Source organism: Streptomyces nitrosporeus (genome assembly GCF_008704555.1).
Lineage (GTDB): Bacteria > Actinomycetota > Actinomycetes > Streptomycetales > Streptomycetaceae > Streptomyces > Streptomyces nitrosporeus.
The window spans coordinates 3,360,762-3,374,996 of the sequence record NZ_CP023702.1 but is presented as its reverse complement, the minus strand read 5'-3'; the positions used below and the strand labels follow the sequence as shown (position 1 = coordinate 3,374,996).

Annotated in this window: 14 protein-coding genes; 5 read left to right on the top strand and 9 right to left on the bottom strand. The window is 73.6% G+C overall.

Going from position 1 to position 14,235, the window contains the following annotated elements; translation table 11 throughout:
* Positions 1-176 precede the first annotated feature (176 nt).
* Entirely contained in the window at positions 177-1,376 is a 1,200-nt protein-coding gene (locus CP967_RS14900; protein ID WP_150488452.1) for an NAD(P)-binding protein, read from the bottom strand.
* Positions 1,377-1,488: 112 nt separating this feature from the next.
* Between CP967_RS14900 and CP967_RS14895 the strand changes: the two genes are divergently transcribed.
* Entirely contained in the window at positions 1,489-2,211 is a 723-nt protein-coding gene (locus tag CP967_RS14895; RefSeq protein ID WP_150488451.1) for a pentapeptide repeat-containing protein, read from the top strand.
* 67 nt (positions 2,212-2,278) lie between these two features.
* On the opposite strand, the gene CP967_RS14890 is transcribed toward CP967_RS14895, so the two are convergent.
* The 3 genes from CP967_RS14890 to CP967_RS14880 all read right to left on the bottom strand — a co-directional run bounded on the left by CP967_RS14890 (position 2,279) and on the right by CP967_RS14880 (position 4,907).
* On the bottom strand, positions 2,279-2,776 hold the full coding sequence (locus CP967_RS14890; protein WP_150488450.1) for a hypothetical protein: 498 nt from the start codon (positions 2,774-2,776) through the stop codon (positions 2,279-2,281).
* 125 nt (positions 2,777-2,901) lie between these two features.
* Positions 2,902-3,531 carry a response regulator gene (locus CP967_RS14885; protein WP_150488449.1) on the bottom strand — a complete coding sequence of 210 codons (630 nt, stop codon included), beginning with the start codon at positions 3,529-3,531 and terminating at the stop codon, positions 2,902-2,904.
* On the bottom strand, positions 3,528-4,907 hold the full coding sequence (locus CP967_RS14880; protein ID WP_150488448.1) for a sensor histidine kinase: 1,380 nt from the start codon (positions 4,905-4,907) through the stop codon (positions 3,528-3,530). Before CP967_RS14880 ends, CP967_RS14885 begins: the two co-directional genes overlap by 4 nt.
* A gap of 315 nt (positions 4,908-5,222) precedes the next feature.
* Between CP967_RS14880 and CP967_RS14875 the strand changes: the two genes are divergently transcribed.
* Positions 5,223-5,780, top strand: coding sequence for a GlcG/HbpS family heme-binding protein (locus CP967_RS14875; protein WP_150488447.1), 558 nt, complete (start codon positions 5,223-5,225; stop codon positions 5,778-5,780).
* An 82-nt stretch (positions 5,781-5,862) separates the two neighbouring features.
* On the opposite strand, the gene CP967_RS14870 is transcribed toward CP967_RS14875, so the two are convergent.
* A complete protein-coding gene (locus tag CP967_RS14870) occupies positions 5,863-6,438 on the bottom strand; it encodes a TerD family protein (RefSeq protein ID WP_150488446.1) in 576 nt (191 codons plus the stop codon).
* Between the two features lie 198 nt (positions 6,439-6,636).
* On the opposite strand from CP967_RS14870, the gene arfB reads away from it, so the two are divergent.
* Positions 6,637-7,071, top strand: coding sequence for an alternative ribosome rescue aminoacyl-tRNA hydrolase ArfB (arfB, locus tag CP967_RS14865; RefSeq protein WP_150488445.1), 435 nt, complete (start codon positions 6,637-6,639; stop codon positions 7,069-7,071).
* A gap of 144 nt (positions 7,072-7,215) precedes the next feature.
* Here arfB and CP967_RS14860 read toward each other — a convergent pair whose 3' ends face one another.
* Positions 7,216-7,722 (bottom strand): flavin reductase family protein, encoded by a 507-nt coding sequence (locus CP967_RS14860; protein WP_150488444.1) that lies wholly within the window; start codon positions 7,720-7,722, stop codon positions 7,216-7,218.
* A gap of 422 nt (positions 7,723-8,144) precedes the next feature.
* Here CP967_RS14860 and cdgB point away from each other — a divergent pair, with 422 nt between their 5' ends.
* Together cdgB and CP967_RS14850 are read left to right on the top strand one after the other, a co-directional pair.
* Entirely contained in the window at positions 8,145-9,800 is a 1,656-nt protein-coding gene (gene cdgB / locus CP967_RS14855) for a diguanylate cyclase CdgB (RefSeq protein WP_150488443.1), read from the top strand.
* 133 nt (positions 9,801-9,933) lie between these two features.
* A complete protein-coding gene (locus CP967_RS14850; RefSeq protein ID WP_150488442.1) occupies positions 9,934-10,905 on the top strand; it encodes a carbohydrate-binding protein in 972 nt (323 codons plus the stop codon).
* A gap of 117 nt (positions 10,906-11,022) precedes the next feature.
* On the opposite strand, the gene CP967_RS14845 is transcribed toward CP967_RS14850, so the two are convergent.
* From CP967_RS14845 to CP967_RS14835, 3 genes are all read right to left on the bottom strand, one after another.
* Positions 11,023-11,955, bottom strand: a complete 933-nt coding sequence (locus tag CP967_RS14845) for a 1-phosphofructokinase family hexose kinase (protein ID WP_150491851.1) — start codon at positions 11,953-11,955, stop codon at positions 11,023-11,025.
* A 181-nt stretch (positions 11,956-12,136) separates the two neighbouring features.
* Positions 12,137-13,291: an N-acetylglucosamine-6-phosphate deacetylase gene (nagA, locus tag CP967_RS14840; protein WP_150488441.1), complete on the bottom strand. Its 1,155-nt coding sequence runs from the start codon at positions 13,289-13,291 to the stop codon at positions 12,137-12,139.
* Complete coding sequence (locus CP967_RS14835) at positions 13,291-14,223, bottom strand: ROK family protein (RefSeq protein WP_150488440.1); 933 nt, start codon at positions 14,221-14,223, stop codon at positions 13,291-13,293. Before CP967_RS14835 ends, nagA begins: the two co-directional genes overlap by 1 nt.
* Between the last annotated feature and the right edge of the window lie 12 nt (positions 14,224-14,235).

Genomic DNA, 14,235 nt, shown 5'->3' with positions numbered 1-14,235 from the left:
GCACCCATTCGAAGCGGCTGTGCGGGCGCGGATCCAGCGGGAGTACCTGCCGTGGGAGCTGGGCTCCGGTCCAGGCACGACGTGCCGGCGTGGGCTCGCTGCCTGCCACGAGGCCGCGGTTCGCCGTGGGGGTGCGGGCGGCCGGGGCGTCGTGTGCCGCGGGGCGGGCGGAGGTCTCAGGGCTCCTCGGTACCGGCCCCGGCCGCCGTCGGCCGGGCGGGCCTCCTGAGCCGGCCCAGGGCCAGTACGGCCGCCTCGATGCCGCTGTTGAAGGAGACCTCGCTGAGGAGTCCGGGGGCGGCGACCTGGTCACCGGCCAGCAGGATGCCGTCACCGCGGTCGATGGCCGGCCGGTCGCGCCAGGTGGTGCCGGGAGGGTCGACCGCCCCCGTGCGGCCGGACGAGAGGGCGTCACTCCGCCAGGTGACGCGGTCGCGCCAGCCGGGGAAGCCCAGGTCGAGGAGTTCCTCGGCCCGGCGGGTGCCCTCGGCGCGCGGGGCGCCGGGTGCGAGGGGGATCTGCCCCTGGACGAGCTCTTCGCCGGCGGGTGCCAGCCCGGGGTCCGGAGCGGTGAAGCGTTCGATCCAGCCGGGTGCGTCGAGGTCGGAGACGATGAACGCGTCGCCCCGCCGGGACCGCAGGGCCAGGTCGATCAGCGCGGCGCGGCCGCTGTCCCAGGTCAGCGACGGATCGTCGAGCAGGGCGCGGGCGGCCGCCAGGTGGGTGGCGACGATCACCGGGCCGGTGCGCGTGAGGCCGGGCAGCGCGGCGGCGTCGACGCGTGCGCCGGTCTCGATCCGGACGCCGAGGTTTCGGGCGTGGTCAGCGGTGCGGCCGACGATCCCGGCCCAGCCGCCGACGGGGTAGTGGGCCTCGGGCGGCAGCGCGGTGGCGCGGCGGAGACGTTCCTGGACGAACGCGGCCGAGAGCGCCCCGGGGTCGTGGTGGAAGAGCGCGACCCCCATGTAGTGGGCTGCCGTGCGGGCGGCCTCCTCCCCCGCCCGCCGGGTCGCCCAGCCGAGGAAGTCGGTTCCGGCGGGGGCCGGACCCCGGTGGCGGGCGAGCCGGAGCATGGCGAGGGGCGGCACCCTGCGCAGGCGCCCGCGGCGGCGGAAGCGGAAGCGGGTGCCTTCGAGAGGCGGTACGGACGCGACCGGCCCGAGGAGCCCGCGCCGCCGGAGCCAGGCCCAGTGGGGCCCGCCGTTGTACAGGGCGTGCGGCCCCTCGTTGGCCAGGTGGGCGCCTCCGGCGGTCCTGGCCCGCCCGCCGAGGGTGCGGTGGGCTTCGTACAGGGTGACGGCGGCCCCTGATTCGGCGGCGGTGACGGCGGCGGCGAGCCCGGCGAGGCCTCCGCCGACGACATGGATGTGCTGCATGACCGGTTCCCCTTCTCCTCATGGACGGCCGGAGCTTCTGTACGGGGGACGGACGGCAGGGGGCGGTCCGTGACATGGCCGGACTGTCAGTGGCGTACGTCACGATGGGGGCATGGTGGAGAACGGCGGCGGAGTCAGGGGCGGACGCGCGGGTGCGAAGCGTGCGGCGGGGGGCGCGAAGCGCGCGGTGGCCGGGGCGCGGCGCCCGGAGATCAGGCTGCCTCCCCTCGTCGCGTACGAGGACGAGGGGCTGGAGCCGGACGGGGACTACGACGGCCTGTGCTTCGGGGGCACCGACCTCGCGGACGCGGTGGGCCCGGGGTCCCGCTTCATGGACTGCGAGCTGCGGGACTGCGCCCTGGACCGCGCGGAGCTGGGGCGGGCCAGGTTCATCGACTCCGTACTGACCGGGGTGCGGGGGGTGGGCACGGAGCTCGCGGGGGCGTCGCTGCGTGATGTGGAGATCGTGGACGCCCGGCTGGGCGGCGCCCAGCTGCACGGCGCGGTACTGGAGCGGGTGGTGGTCAGGGGCGGGAAGATCGACTACCTGAATCTGCGGACCGCGCGGCTGACGGACGTCGTGTTCGAGGGCTGTGTGCTGGCGGAGCCGGATTTCGGCGAGGCACACCTGACCCGGGTGGAGTTCCGGGACTGCGTGCTGAGGCGTGCCGACTTCAGCGCCGCGCGGATGGAGTCGGTCGACCTGCGCGCGGTGGCCGAACTGGACATCGCCCGGGGCGTGGACCGGCTGGCGGGGGCGGTGATCAGCCCTCTGCAGCTGATGGAGCTGGCCCCGGCGTTCGCCGCGCAGATCGGGGTGCGGGTGGAGGCGTAGGACGCCCCGCCGGGGACCGGGTCCGCCGTACCGGGGTCCGCCGGGGCCGGGCCCGTCGGCCCGGGGGTCAGAGGCGGGGGAAGCGGGCCTGGAGGTCCCAGACGGCCGGGTTGTCGCCCAGCCCCTCGTGCATGTCGGTGAGGTCGGCGATCAGATCGTGCAGGAAGTCCCGGGCCTCGCGGCGCAGCAAGGAGTGGCTGAAGGTGATCGGGGGTTCCTCGCCGGGCATCCAGTCGGCCTCGATGTCCACCCAGCCGAAGCGGCGCTCGAAGAGCATGCGGTCGGAGGACTCGGTGAAGTCGAGTTCCGCGTACTGCCGCCGGTGGGACCGGCTGCCCCGCGGGTCCTGGTCGAGCTGTTCCACGATGTCGCAGAGGGCCCAGGCGAAGTCGAGCACCGGGACCCATCCCCAGGCTGTGGACACCTCGCGGTCCGCCTTGGTGTCGGCGAGGTAGACGTCACCGCAGAACAGGTCGTGCCGCAGGGCGCGGACGTCCGCGCGGCGGTAGTCGGTCTGCGGGGGGTCCGGGAAGCGCCGGGAGAGGGAGTAGCCGATGTCGAGCACGCGTCGATGGTGTCATGCCCGGTGGGCGGGCGATGACGAGCGGACCGTTCCGGGCCGCGGGGCGGCGGGCCGCGCGGGGGCGGGGACGGTGGGGGCCGGGCGGGAGGGGCCCGGCCGGCTCCCCCTCACCGCAGCAGCCGTTGCTCCTTCGCCACGGCGACCGCACCGGCCCGGGTCTCGACGCCCAGCTTCTCGTAGATCCGCCCCAGGTGGGTCTTGACGGTGGCCTCGCTGATGAACAGGGCCCGTGCGATGTCCCGGTTGCCGAGGCCCCCGGACAGCTGTCCCAGGATGTCGAGTTCGCGCTCCGTCAGGGTGGGCCGGGGGTGCCGCATCCGGGCCATGACCCGGTCGGCGACCGGCGGGGAGAGCGTGGTGCGGCCCTGGGCGGCCGCGCGGATCGCGGCGAACAGTTCCTCCGGGCGTTCCGCCTTCAGCAGGTAGCCGGTGGCGCCCGCCTCGATCGCGCGGGTGATGTCGGCGTCGGTGTCGTACGTGGTGAGGACGAGGACGTGGGCGGTGCGGGCGGTGGCGATACGGCGGGTCGCCTCGACGCCGTCGATGCCCTGCCCCAGCTGGAGATCCATCAGGACGACGTCCGGGGTGAGCCGGGCGGCCAGGGTGACGGCTTCCTCGCCGCTGCCCGCCTCACCGACCACCTCGATACCGGGTTCTCCGCCGAGGAGGGCGAGCAGCCCCGCGCGTACGACGGCGTGGTCGTCGCAGAGCAGGATCCGTACGGCGGCGGCGTTCACGGGCGTTCCTCCGGGACGGGCGGGACAGGGGGGACGGGCGGGGCGGGCGGGGCGGTTCGGGGGGCGGCCGGGTCCGGAGGGCCTGCCGAGGCCAGCGGTACGGCGGCCGAGAGGACGGCGCCCTCGCCCGGGGCGGATTCGACGGTGAGGGTGCCGCCCAGCTGTCCGACCCTGGCCCGCATGGCGGGCAGCCCGTGTCCGCGTACCCCGCCGGCGGGGCGGCGGGCGTCTCCCGAGGGGGTGAAACCGCGTCCGTTGTCCGCGATGTCGAGTACGACACGGTCGCCGAGGTGGGTCAGGGTGAGGGCCGCGGCGGTGGCCCCGGCGTGTTCGAAGACGTTCGCGAGCGCGCCCTGGGCGATCCGCAACAGCGCCGACTGCACCCGGTCCGGCAGCGGCGCGGACGGGGTCCCCTCCACATGGCAGCGGACGGTGAGCGCGCCCTGGGCCTGAGCCGTCTCACGCTCGGCGAGCGCCCGCAGAGCCGCTTCCAGCCCGCCCTCACCGGCCAGATCGGCGGGGGCCAGGTCGTGCACGAAGCGGCGTGCCTCGGCCAGGCCGCGTTCCGCGATGCCGGCCGCCGTCCGTACGTGCTGCCGGGAGGTGGCCGGGTCGGCGTCCCAGGAGCGGTCGGCGGCCTGGAGCAGCATCCGCTGGCTGGACAGGCTCTGGGCCAGGGTGTCGTGGATCTCCATGGACAGCCGCTGGCGTTCGGCGAGGGTGCCCGCCCGGCGTTCGGTGGCGGCCAGTTCACGCCGGGTGCGCAACAGGTCGTCGATCAGCCCGCGTTGCTGTGCGGCCAGTTCCCGCTGGCGTACGGACTGACGCTGCATCTGCACGAACACGGCGGTCGCGGCGGCGGCGACGGCGGGCGGGGCCAGGACGAGGATCGGGTCGAAGCCGGTGGCCAGCCGCAGTTGGGCGGCGACGACGAACACCGTGAGCAGACAGACCAGGGCCATCGCGGCGCGCGGCGGCAGGATGCGCAGTCCGGTGTAGAACAACGGCACCGCGCACCAGGCGAAGCTGGGGGCCAGCACGACGAGCAGTGTCCAGACGGCGACGAGCACCCCCAGCCAGGCCAGCCGCCGGGGCGTGGGCCGGGAGCCGAGTACCGGCCCGAGCAGGTGGAGTACCGCGAGGAAGACCGACAGCGCGATGATCCACGGGGTCCGCGCCTCGCCCGGGTGGCGCATCAGGAAGCGGGCCAGTGAGGCCCCGAGCAGCAGGAAGAACGCGGCGTGCATCAGCAGCGCCAGCCGCCGGTCGCCGGACGCCGCGTCCGTGCCGCGACCCGGGTCCGTGCCGGAAACCGCGTCCGTGCCGGAAACCGGGTCCGTGGCCGGTGGTACAGCCGGACGCGTGCCCGGGGGCATCCCCGGTGGTGTGTCCGGGGCCGGCCCACTTACGTGCTGCACCTGGTACCTCGCGCTCCCTGACGCCCCGCCGACGACTCCGTACCCCGCCGCTGACCTGCGGGGACCTTCCATGGTGACGCGGTTCGCCGGTCCGCGCATCAACCGATCGGCGGACGGAGCCGTCGGCCGGTACGCCGTCCGGGTCCGCCCGTTGCGCCGACGCGGCCGGCCCGGTCCGGGGCGGAGCATCGAGGCGTAAGCAGAACGGTCCGGACGGGGCCGGTTCGGAGCCGAGCCGGTTTTGTCCGGGGCAAGAGCACCCGAGGAGCCACCATGAAGAAGCTGTCGCCGCGCACCCGTGTCCTGACCGGTGCCGTCGCCGTCGCGGCGCTGGGCGCCGGAACGTTCGGCGCGATGTCGGCGAGCGCGTCGGCCCCGGCCGCCGCGCCCGCCGCCGCCGTGAAGGCGGACACCGCGAACCGGAACCTCCAGGAGTCCACCCATCTGACGCTGGCCGCGGCGACCAAGGCGGCTCAGGCGGCCCTGGACGCGGCGAAGAAGGAGAACCAGCGGGTCTCGGTCGCCGTCGTCGACCGCAACGGCAACACCCTGGTGACGCTGCGCGGCGACGGGGCCGGTCCGCAGTCCCCGGAGTCCGCCGTGAAGAAGGCGTACACCGCGGTCTCCTGGAACGCCCCCACCTCCGAGCTGACGAAGCGGCTGGAGCAGGCCCCGAACCTGAAGGACATCCCCGGCACCCTGTTCCTGGCCGGCGGTACCCCGGTGCAGGCCAAGGGCGCCCCGGTGGCGGGCATCGGGGTCGCGGGCGCGCCCAGCGGAGACCTGGACGAGAAGTTCGCCGCCGCGGGCACGGCGGCACTCGGCCGGTAGCGGCCGCCTCGTCGTGACGCACGGGAGCCCCGGCAGGCGGTGTGATGCCTCCGGGGCTCCGGTGACGGTGTGGGGCGACGGGTCAGAGGTTGACGCCGAAGTCCTGGGCGATGCCGCGCAGGCCCGAGGCGTAACCCTGGCCGACCGCGCGGAACTTCCACTCGGCGCCGTTGCGGTAGAGCTCGCCGAAGACCATGGCGGTCTCCGTGGCGGCGTCCTCGCTCAGGTCGTAACGGGCGATCTCGGTGCCGCCGGCCTGGTTGACGATGCGGATGAAGGCGTTGCGCACCTGGCCGAAGTTCTGGCTGCGGGACTCGGCGTCGTAGATCGAGACCGGGAAGACGATCTTGTCGATGTCCGCCGGGAGGCCCGCCAGGTTGACGTTGATCTGCTCGTCGTCGCCCTCGCCCTGGCCCGTGACGTTGTCACCGGTGTGGACGATGGTCTGGTCCGGTGTCGACTTGTTGTTGAAGAAGACGAAGTGGCCGTCGCTGTAGACCTTGCCGGCGGCGTTGACCGCGATCGCCGAGGCGTCGAGGTCGAAGTCGGTACCGGTGGTGGTGCGGACGTCCCAGCCGAGGCCGACCGTGACGGCGGTCAGGCCCGGTGCCTCCTTGGTGAGCGAGACGTTGCCGCCCTTGGACAGGCTTACTGCCATGGGATGTCCCTTTCCTCGTCATGTGCGGGCTTCGTGCCATCACGAAAGCTACCGTCACTGGTCCTAACGCAGGCAGAGGACCACGAGGTTCCTGTTCGCTTTACTTTCTTTGCCGAACTTCCGCCCGAATGCCCCGGATGCCTTCGGAAACGCCGCCCCCGCAAAACGAGGTGACGAAGGGGCGGTGCGGCGGGGACCATGGGTGACATGTCCGGGCCCTATGTCATCCGCGGTTCGGTCTCCCTGCCGGAGGCCGAGCTCATGTGGCGTTTCTCGCGCTCCTCGGGCCCCGGGGGCCAGCACGTCAACACCAGCGACTCCCAGGTGGAGCTCAGGTTCGACCTCGCCGCGACCGAGGCGCTGCCCGAGGTGTGGAAGGACCGGGCGCTCGAACGGCTGGCGGGCAGGCTGGTCAACGGCGTCGTGTCGGTGCGCGCTTCGGACCACCGCTCGCAGTGGCGCAACCGCGAGACGGCCGCCGTGCGGCTCGCCGCCCTCCTCGCCGAGGCCACCGCCCCGCCGCCGAAGCCGCGCCGGAAGAAGAAGATCCCCCGCGGTATCAACGAGCGCCGGCTGCGCGAGAAGAAGCAGCGGGGCGAGACCAAGCGGGGCCGCTCAGGCCGCGACTGGTGAGACCGGGCCGTGAACGGTGGTACCGGCAGCGACCGGTGAGGCCGGGCCTTCGGGTGTGCCGGGGCCCTCGGGCGCGCCCGGGCCTTCGGGCGGCCGGGTCCTGCCCGGGCCGGACGGACTCGCCCGGTCCGGGGCCGGCGGCGCTCAGCCCAGCCGGCGGTAGTTCCCCTTGAAGTACGCCAACGGCTCGCCGTCCGTCCTCGGCAGGGACGCGGTCAGCACCCGGCCGATCACCAGCGTGTGATCGCCCGCCCGCACCCGCTGTTCCGTACGGCACTCCAGTGTGGCCAGGGCCCCGCCGATCAGCGGTGCCCCCGTCATCCCGCCCCGCAGGTAGGCGATCTCCTCGAACAGCAGCCGGTCGCTGATCCGCCCCTTCATCGCGAACCGGGCCGCGATCTGCCGCTGCCCCTCCGCCAGCACCGAGACCGCCCACAGCGGCTGCTCCGCGAGCAGGTCGTCCATCCGCGAGTCATTGCGCAGGCTCACCATGACCAGCGGCGGGTCCAGGGAGACGGAGACGAAGGAGGTCGCCGTCATCCCGACGTCCTCACCGCGCCCGTGCTCGTCGAGCGGCGGTTCCTCGGCGGTGACCAGCACCACCCCGGCGGCGAGACGGGCCAGGGCGGCACGGAATTCGTCGTTGCTCACCCCTTCAGCATGCGGTACGGACACGGGGCGCGGGGTGGGGGAGGTCTTCTGCGGCACATCCGGCACGCTAGTGGTGCCGGATGCGCCGCCACATCGGGCCAGGGAACCAGCCGGGTCCTAGGACCGGGGTCCCGTCGGACGCCGGGCGCCGGGTATTTGCGTCCGGGAAAGCAAGGGAGGGGCTGGTGGGAGCGGTGGGGCAGTCGGGGAGGGTGGGAGGACGGTGCGGGGCGGCGCCGGCGGGACCTGGTGAACGGCCGCCACATCTGTGACAGTTGGTGTGACTTGAGCCACAGAGGGCATTATTTGCTGACCCTGTGTACCGACTGCACAGCTCACTGTGATTCAGTTGCCGTGACACTGCGATAAGTACGTCGATATGAAACCTGGAGTTGCTGTCGAGGTCTCGGGGAGTGCGAGCGATGGAGGCCGAGTCGGAGCCGTACGTCCGTCTTGCGACCATGCGGCAGTTGCACCAGGCCGTCGCCGACCTCAACAGGGCGCGCAGTCTGGCCGACACGTTGCAGGCCGTGGCCGACGGCATCGTCACGGGGCTGGGGTACGAACTGGGCTGCGTGAACCTGGTCCGCCCCGACGGTGACCTCGTCGTCGCCGCTTTCGCGGGCAACGCCGCGGCGGAGGCCCTGATCACCGGACGCATCGGTTCCCGGGGTTCCTGGGAGCGGCGGCTGTCGATGGGGGAGGCCTGGGACGAACTCCGCTTCATCCCGCACACCGAGGGCTGGGTCCTCCTCGACGACGACGTGCCGCAGTGGCACACCGAGGGGCCCGAGCCCCGCTTCGAGGACGAGTGGCACCCCCTGGACCGCCTCTACGCCCCCATGTACGCCTCCGGCGGAGGTCTGGACCTCTTGGGTGTCCTCTCGGTGGACCGCCCGCGCAACGGCCGCCGCCCGGGGGCCTGGGGCCGTGAGGCCCTCCAGATGTACGCGTCCCAGGCGGGGATTGCGATCAGTAACGCCCGTCTGCGAGCAAACATGCAGCGGGCCCTGGTCCGGCTGGAGCGCGAGCAGCAGGCGCTCCGGGCCAGTGAGGAATCCTTCCGCCAGGCATTCGAGTACGCCCCCAGCGGCATGGCCGTCGCCGAGATGGGCGGCGACCAGCACGGCAGGCTGCTGCGGACCAACGACGCGCTCTGCCGGCTGCTGGGCCGCCCCGCGTCCGTGCTGCGCCGCCACTCCTTCGCGGACCTGGTCCATCCCGAGGACATCGGCACCCTGCTGCGTACGTCCGCCGAGGGCGGCCGGGCGGAGCTGCGGCTGGGGCGGCGCGACGGCACCTACCTCTGGGTCTCGCTGCGCAACTCCGTCGTCGCCGACACCGCGGACGGTCCGCGCTTCCTGCTCACCCATGTCGAGGACATCGAGGAGCGCAAGCGCAACGAACTGCATCTGGCGCACCGGGCCTCGCACGACGCGCTCACCGGTCTGCCCAACAGCGCCGAGCTGCGTTCCCGGCTCAGCGCCCGGCTCTGTGAGAGGCCTCACTCGGTGGCGACCACCGCGGTCGAGGCGCTGGACGCGGCGTACGCGGACGTGGACGCGGCCATGGCCCACGGCTACCGCGCGGACGGCTACGACGGGGAGGGGGCGCCCGGCGGGGGGCCGTACGACCACCATGTGCACACCGCCGCGCCGGACGCGGAGCGCGACGACGGGGCGAAGGGGCTGGCCGTCCTCTTCTGCGACCTCGACGGTTTCAAGTCCATCAACGACCGTTTCGGGCACCACACCGGTGACGCGGTCCTGGTCGAGGTGGCCCGGCGGCTCTCGACCTGTGTGCGCGACGGGGACACCGTCGCACGGCTCGGGGGTGACGAATTCGTCGTCCTCGCGGACGGGCTCGGGGCCGCAGATGCCGCAGATCTGGCCGTACGCTTGCGTAACGCCATTATTCCGCCCATCCGGGTGGACGGCCGGGCAGTCAGGGTCGGGGCGAGTTTCGGTATCGGCTGGGCCGAGTGCGGCATGACGGTGGAAGAGGTCCTGAGCTCCGCCGACCAGCGGATGTACGTGGAGAAGCGGTCCCGTTCCAAGGTTCACCGCAGAGCCGGCTGACGTTCACGCGTCGGCCCTTCCCGTACCACGTCCCGGTTCCCCGGGCGGCCGGAGGCAATTCGACGTCTGCTCCGTTCGGGGTAGGCTCGGCCGGTCGGCGACGGCTGGCGACATGGTGAGGAGTGACCCAGGGATGACGGCCGGAAACAACGGCGCGAGCAAGCCCGAGGACGACGATCCGTTCGGCTATCTGTACGCGGACGGGCAGGCGGCGGGCGCCCAGCCGCCCGGCCAGGGCGGCTACGGCTACCCGGGCCCGGCCGGAGCGCAGCCCGGTGTGCCCAGGACCTCGTACAACCAGGTACGCGCCGTCGGTGAGCGCCAGTACGGGCAGGTCCCGCAGCAGGCCCACGGCCAGCAGCCCCCGCCGCAGTACGGCCGGCCCAGCCCGCAGTACGCGGCGCCCGAGACCTACCCCGGCGGCGCGCCGACGCAGCCCGTCGGGCCCGGCACCGGCGGCCGTGGCACGGGCGGGGGCCGTGGCGGCCCGAACACCAAGGCACTGCTGATCGCGGCGGTCGCCGTGGTCGCGGTCGTGCTCATCGGCATCGGTGCCGCCCTGATGACGGGCGACGACGGTGACGACACCGAGAAGAACGAGGCGGGTTCCTCGCAGGGCCCGGCCGGCGAGGTCGAGCCGTCCGAGGAGCCGACGAAGTCCGCCGAGCCGTCGAAGGGACCGGTGGAGCTGCCCAAGCAGGACGCGGCGACGCTGACGCTCGGCGGCACGGCCGGCCTGGACAACTCGGTCAAGGGCGCCAAGGGCGCGAACGGCCAGTACATCAGCCTCAACGAGGTCGGCCGGTCGGCGACCTGGACCGTCGAGGTGCCGGAGGACGGCCCGTACACGCTCTACGTGACGTACGGCGTGCCCGGCAAGGACGCCAAGACGTCCCTGACGGTCAACGGCGAGGAGCCCCGCTCCATCAACATGAAGAACTTCGCGCAGGCGGCGGAGGGCGACCTGGAGAAGGGCTGGACGAACACCTACGCGTACGTGCAGCTCAAGAAGGGGACCAACACCCTCATGCTGTCGTGCCGTGAGGGCGACTCCTGCGACGCCAACCTGGACCAGCTGGAGCTGAAGGCGGGCCACCAGCAGTAGCCCCGTCCCGCAGTGTCCGCCGCGCCCCGTCCCGCACCCGCGGGCCGGGGCGCCGGTGCGTCGGGGGTCCGGGCGGTCCGGAGGTCAGGGTGGGACGGGCCGGGCGGCCCGGGGGGTTCAGGCGGCGGAGGGCAGCTGCTCGACGGTGACGCGGGGCAGCAGCTCCCCGTACGCCGCCGGGTCGAACTCGCCGGCGGTGGGCGCCAGTACGGTCGCGGTCGCCAGGGCCGTCGCACGGGCCAGCCGGCCGGGCCAGTCCAGGCGCTCGACGAACCCCGAGAGCAGCCCGGCGACGGCGGAGTCGCCCGCCCCGGTCGGGTTGCCCCGCACCGGGGCCGGGGGCGCGGCCCGCCAGGTGCCGTCCGGGGTGACGGCGACCAGACCGTCCGGGCCGAGCGACGCGACGACCGCGTGGGCGCCCCGGCGGCGGGCGTCGCGGGTGGCGCGCAGCGGTTCACGCGAGCCGGTCAGCCGGGCCAGCTCGTCGGCGTTCGGTTTGACGAGGTCGGGGCGGGCGGCGATGCCCCGGCGCAGGGGCTCCCCGCTGGTGTCCAGGAGCGCGGGTACCCCGGCGGAACGGGCGAGACGGACCAGTTCCGCGTACGCGCCGACGTGGATGCCGGGCGGAAGGCTGCCGCAGAGGGCCACCGCGTCCGCGCCGCGGAGGAGCTCCGCGTACCGGTCGAGGAAGGCGGCCCACTCGCCGGGCCCGATGTGCGGGCCGGGCTCGTTGAACTGGGTGGTGTCGCCGGTGGCCCGGTCGACGACGGCGACGGTGCGCCGGGTGGCGCCGGCGACCTCGACGAACGCGTCGGCGGGGCGGTGCGGGAGCGCGGCGATCCGCTCGCGCAGGGCGGCCCCGGTGGCGCCGCCGACGAAACCGGTCATGACGCTGTCGTGTCCCAGCGCGCGCAGCACCCGGGCCACGTTGACGCCCTTGCCGCCGGGGTGCTCGACGCTCTCGCGGACCCGGTGGACGGTGTGCGGGACGAGGGCGGGGACGGCGTACGTCAGGTCGAGCGCGGTGTTCAGCGTGACGGTCAGTATCACCTGCACCTGCCCCCCGGTTCGTTGCTGCGGTCCGTGTCCGCACACCGGTTCCGGGGCTGTCCCGCGGGTGGCGTGCCGCCCCGGTGATCATGCCAAAGAGGCGGCGGCCGTCCCAGTCCCGCCGGGCAACCGCCGTCTCTTCGTTATGCGCCCGGCCGGTGTCCGGCGGGGCTGTCGGCCGTCAACCGGCGAGCGGGTCGACGATCCACTCGCCGCGCCGCATGACGCCCTTGAGCCGGAAGTCCTCGTCCAGCACGACGAGGTCGGCGTCCTTGCCCGGTTCCAGGGAGCCGACCCTGTCGTCCAGGCCGAGCAGGCGGGCGGGGTTGGCGGAGATGGAGCGGACGACGTCCTCGACGGGGATCCTGTCGACGGTGACGGCCCGGTGGAACGCGGTGTCCAGGGTGAGGGTGGACCCCGCGATCGAACCGCCGTCCACGAGCCGGGCGACCCCGTCCTTCACCTCGACGTCGAGCGGGCCGAGGACGTACCGGCCGTCGCCGACACCCGCCGCGTCCATGGCGTCGGTGATGAGGGCCACCCGGCCGGCGCCCGCGCGGTGATAGGCCAGTTCGAGGGCGGCGGGGTGCAGGTGCGTGCCGTCGTCGATCAGCTCGACGGTCACCCGCTCGTCCTCCAGGAGCGCGGCGATCGGCCCGGGGGCGCGGTGGCCGAGCGGGGGCATCGCGTTGAAGAGGTGGGTGGCGACGGTGGCGCCGGCCTCGATCGCCTCGACGGTCTGCTCGTAGGTGGCGTCGGTGTGCCCGACCGCGGCGATCACCCCGTGCTCGACGAGCAGCCGTACGGAGTCGATGCCGCCGGGCAGTTCGGCGGCCAGGGTGACCATCTTCGCCGTACCGCGGGCGGCGTCGAGCAGCTTGCGGACCTCGGCGGGGTCGGGGTGGCGCAGCAGTTCCTGGCTGTGGGCGCCCTTGCGGCAGGGGGAGATGAACGGACCCTCGAAGTGGACCCCGGCCAGTTCGCCCTGTTCGACGAGTTCGGAGAGCATCCCGGCCTGCCGGGCCAGGAAGTCCAGGTCCCCGGTGACGGTGGAGGCGACGACGGTCGTGGAGCCGTGGGCCCGGTGCGTCCGCACACCGGTCAGGACGTCCTCGGCGGTCCCGGTCGCGAAGGAGGCACCGCCGCCACCGTGGTTGTGCATGTCCACGAAGCCGGGGACCACCCAGTGGCCCGGCAGGGCGACGGTCCGGGCGTCCTGTGGTGCGCTGCCGGTGATCCTGCTGCCTTCGACGATCACCCGGCCGTTCTCGACGGTCCCGGAGGGCAGCACCACCCGGGCCCCTTCGAGGACTGTGCTGTCTGCGCGGTGGGCCATCAGACGGATACCTCCGTGGAGAGAAGATCCCAGGCGAGCAGCCCTGCGCCCAGGCATCCGGCGGTGTCCCCGAGGGCCGCCGGGACGATGCGGGGCAGCTTCTGGAACGTGATCCGTTCCTCGACGGCCGCGCGCAGTGGTGTGAACAGGGTTTCGCCCGCCTCGGCGAGTCCGCCACCGATGATGAGGACGCGGGGGTCCAGCAGGGTGAGAGCGGTGACCAGGCCCGCGGCGAGCGCGTCGACGGCGTCCCGCCACACCCGCAGCGCGGCCGGGTCGCCCGAGACCACGGCCGCGGCGCAGTCGGCCGCGTCGGCCTCCGGGTCACCGGACGCCTCGGCCCAGGCCCGGGACACGGCGGAGGCGGAGGCCAGCGACTCCAGGCAGCCGTGCTGACCGCAGCCGCACCGGGGGCCGTCGGGACGTACGACGATGTGGCCGATCTCGCCCGCGCAGCCGTGGGCGCCCGCCTCGATGGTGCCCCCGATGCCTATGGCGCCGGCGATACCGGTGCCCAGCGGCACGAAGAGGAAGCGGTCGGCGCCCTGGCCCGCGCCGATCCGGCCCTCGGCGAGTCCGCCGGTCCTGACGTCGTGGTCGAGCGCGACGGGTATGCCGCCGAGCCGCTCGGCGATCAGGGCCCGCATCGGCACGTCCCGCCAGCCCAGGTTGCTGGAGTACACGGCGATGCCGTGCTCGGCGTCGACGATGCCCGGTACGGCGACGCCGGCGGCGACGGCACCTTCGCCGAGGTGCTCCTTGCCGTACGTGTGCAGATCCGCCGCGAAACCGAGGACGGTGTCCACGACGGCGTCGGCGCCGCGCTTGCGGCCGGTGGCCCGGCGTGCCTCGTGGAGCAGGGTGCCGTCTTCCCCGACCAGCGCGGCCTTCATTCCTGTGCCGCCCACATCGAGGGCGATGACATGTCTCACGGAAGACAGTTT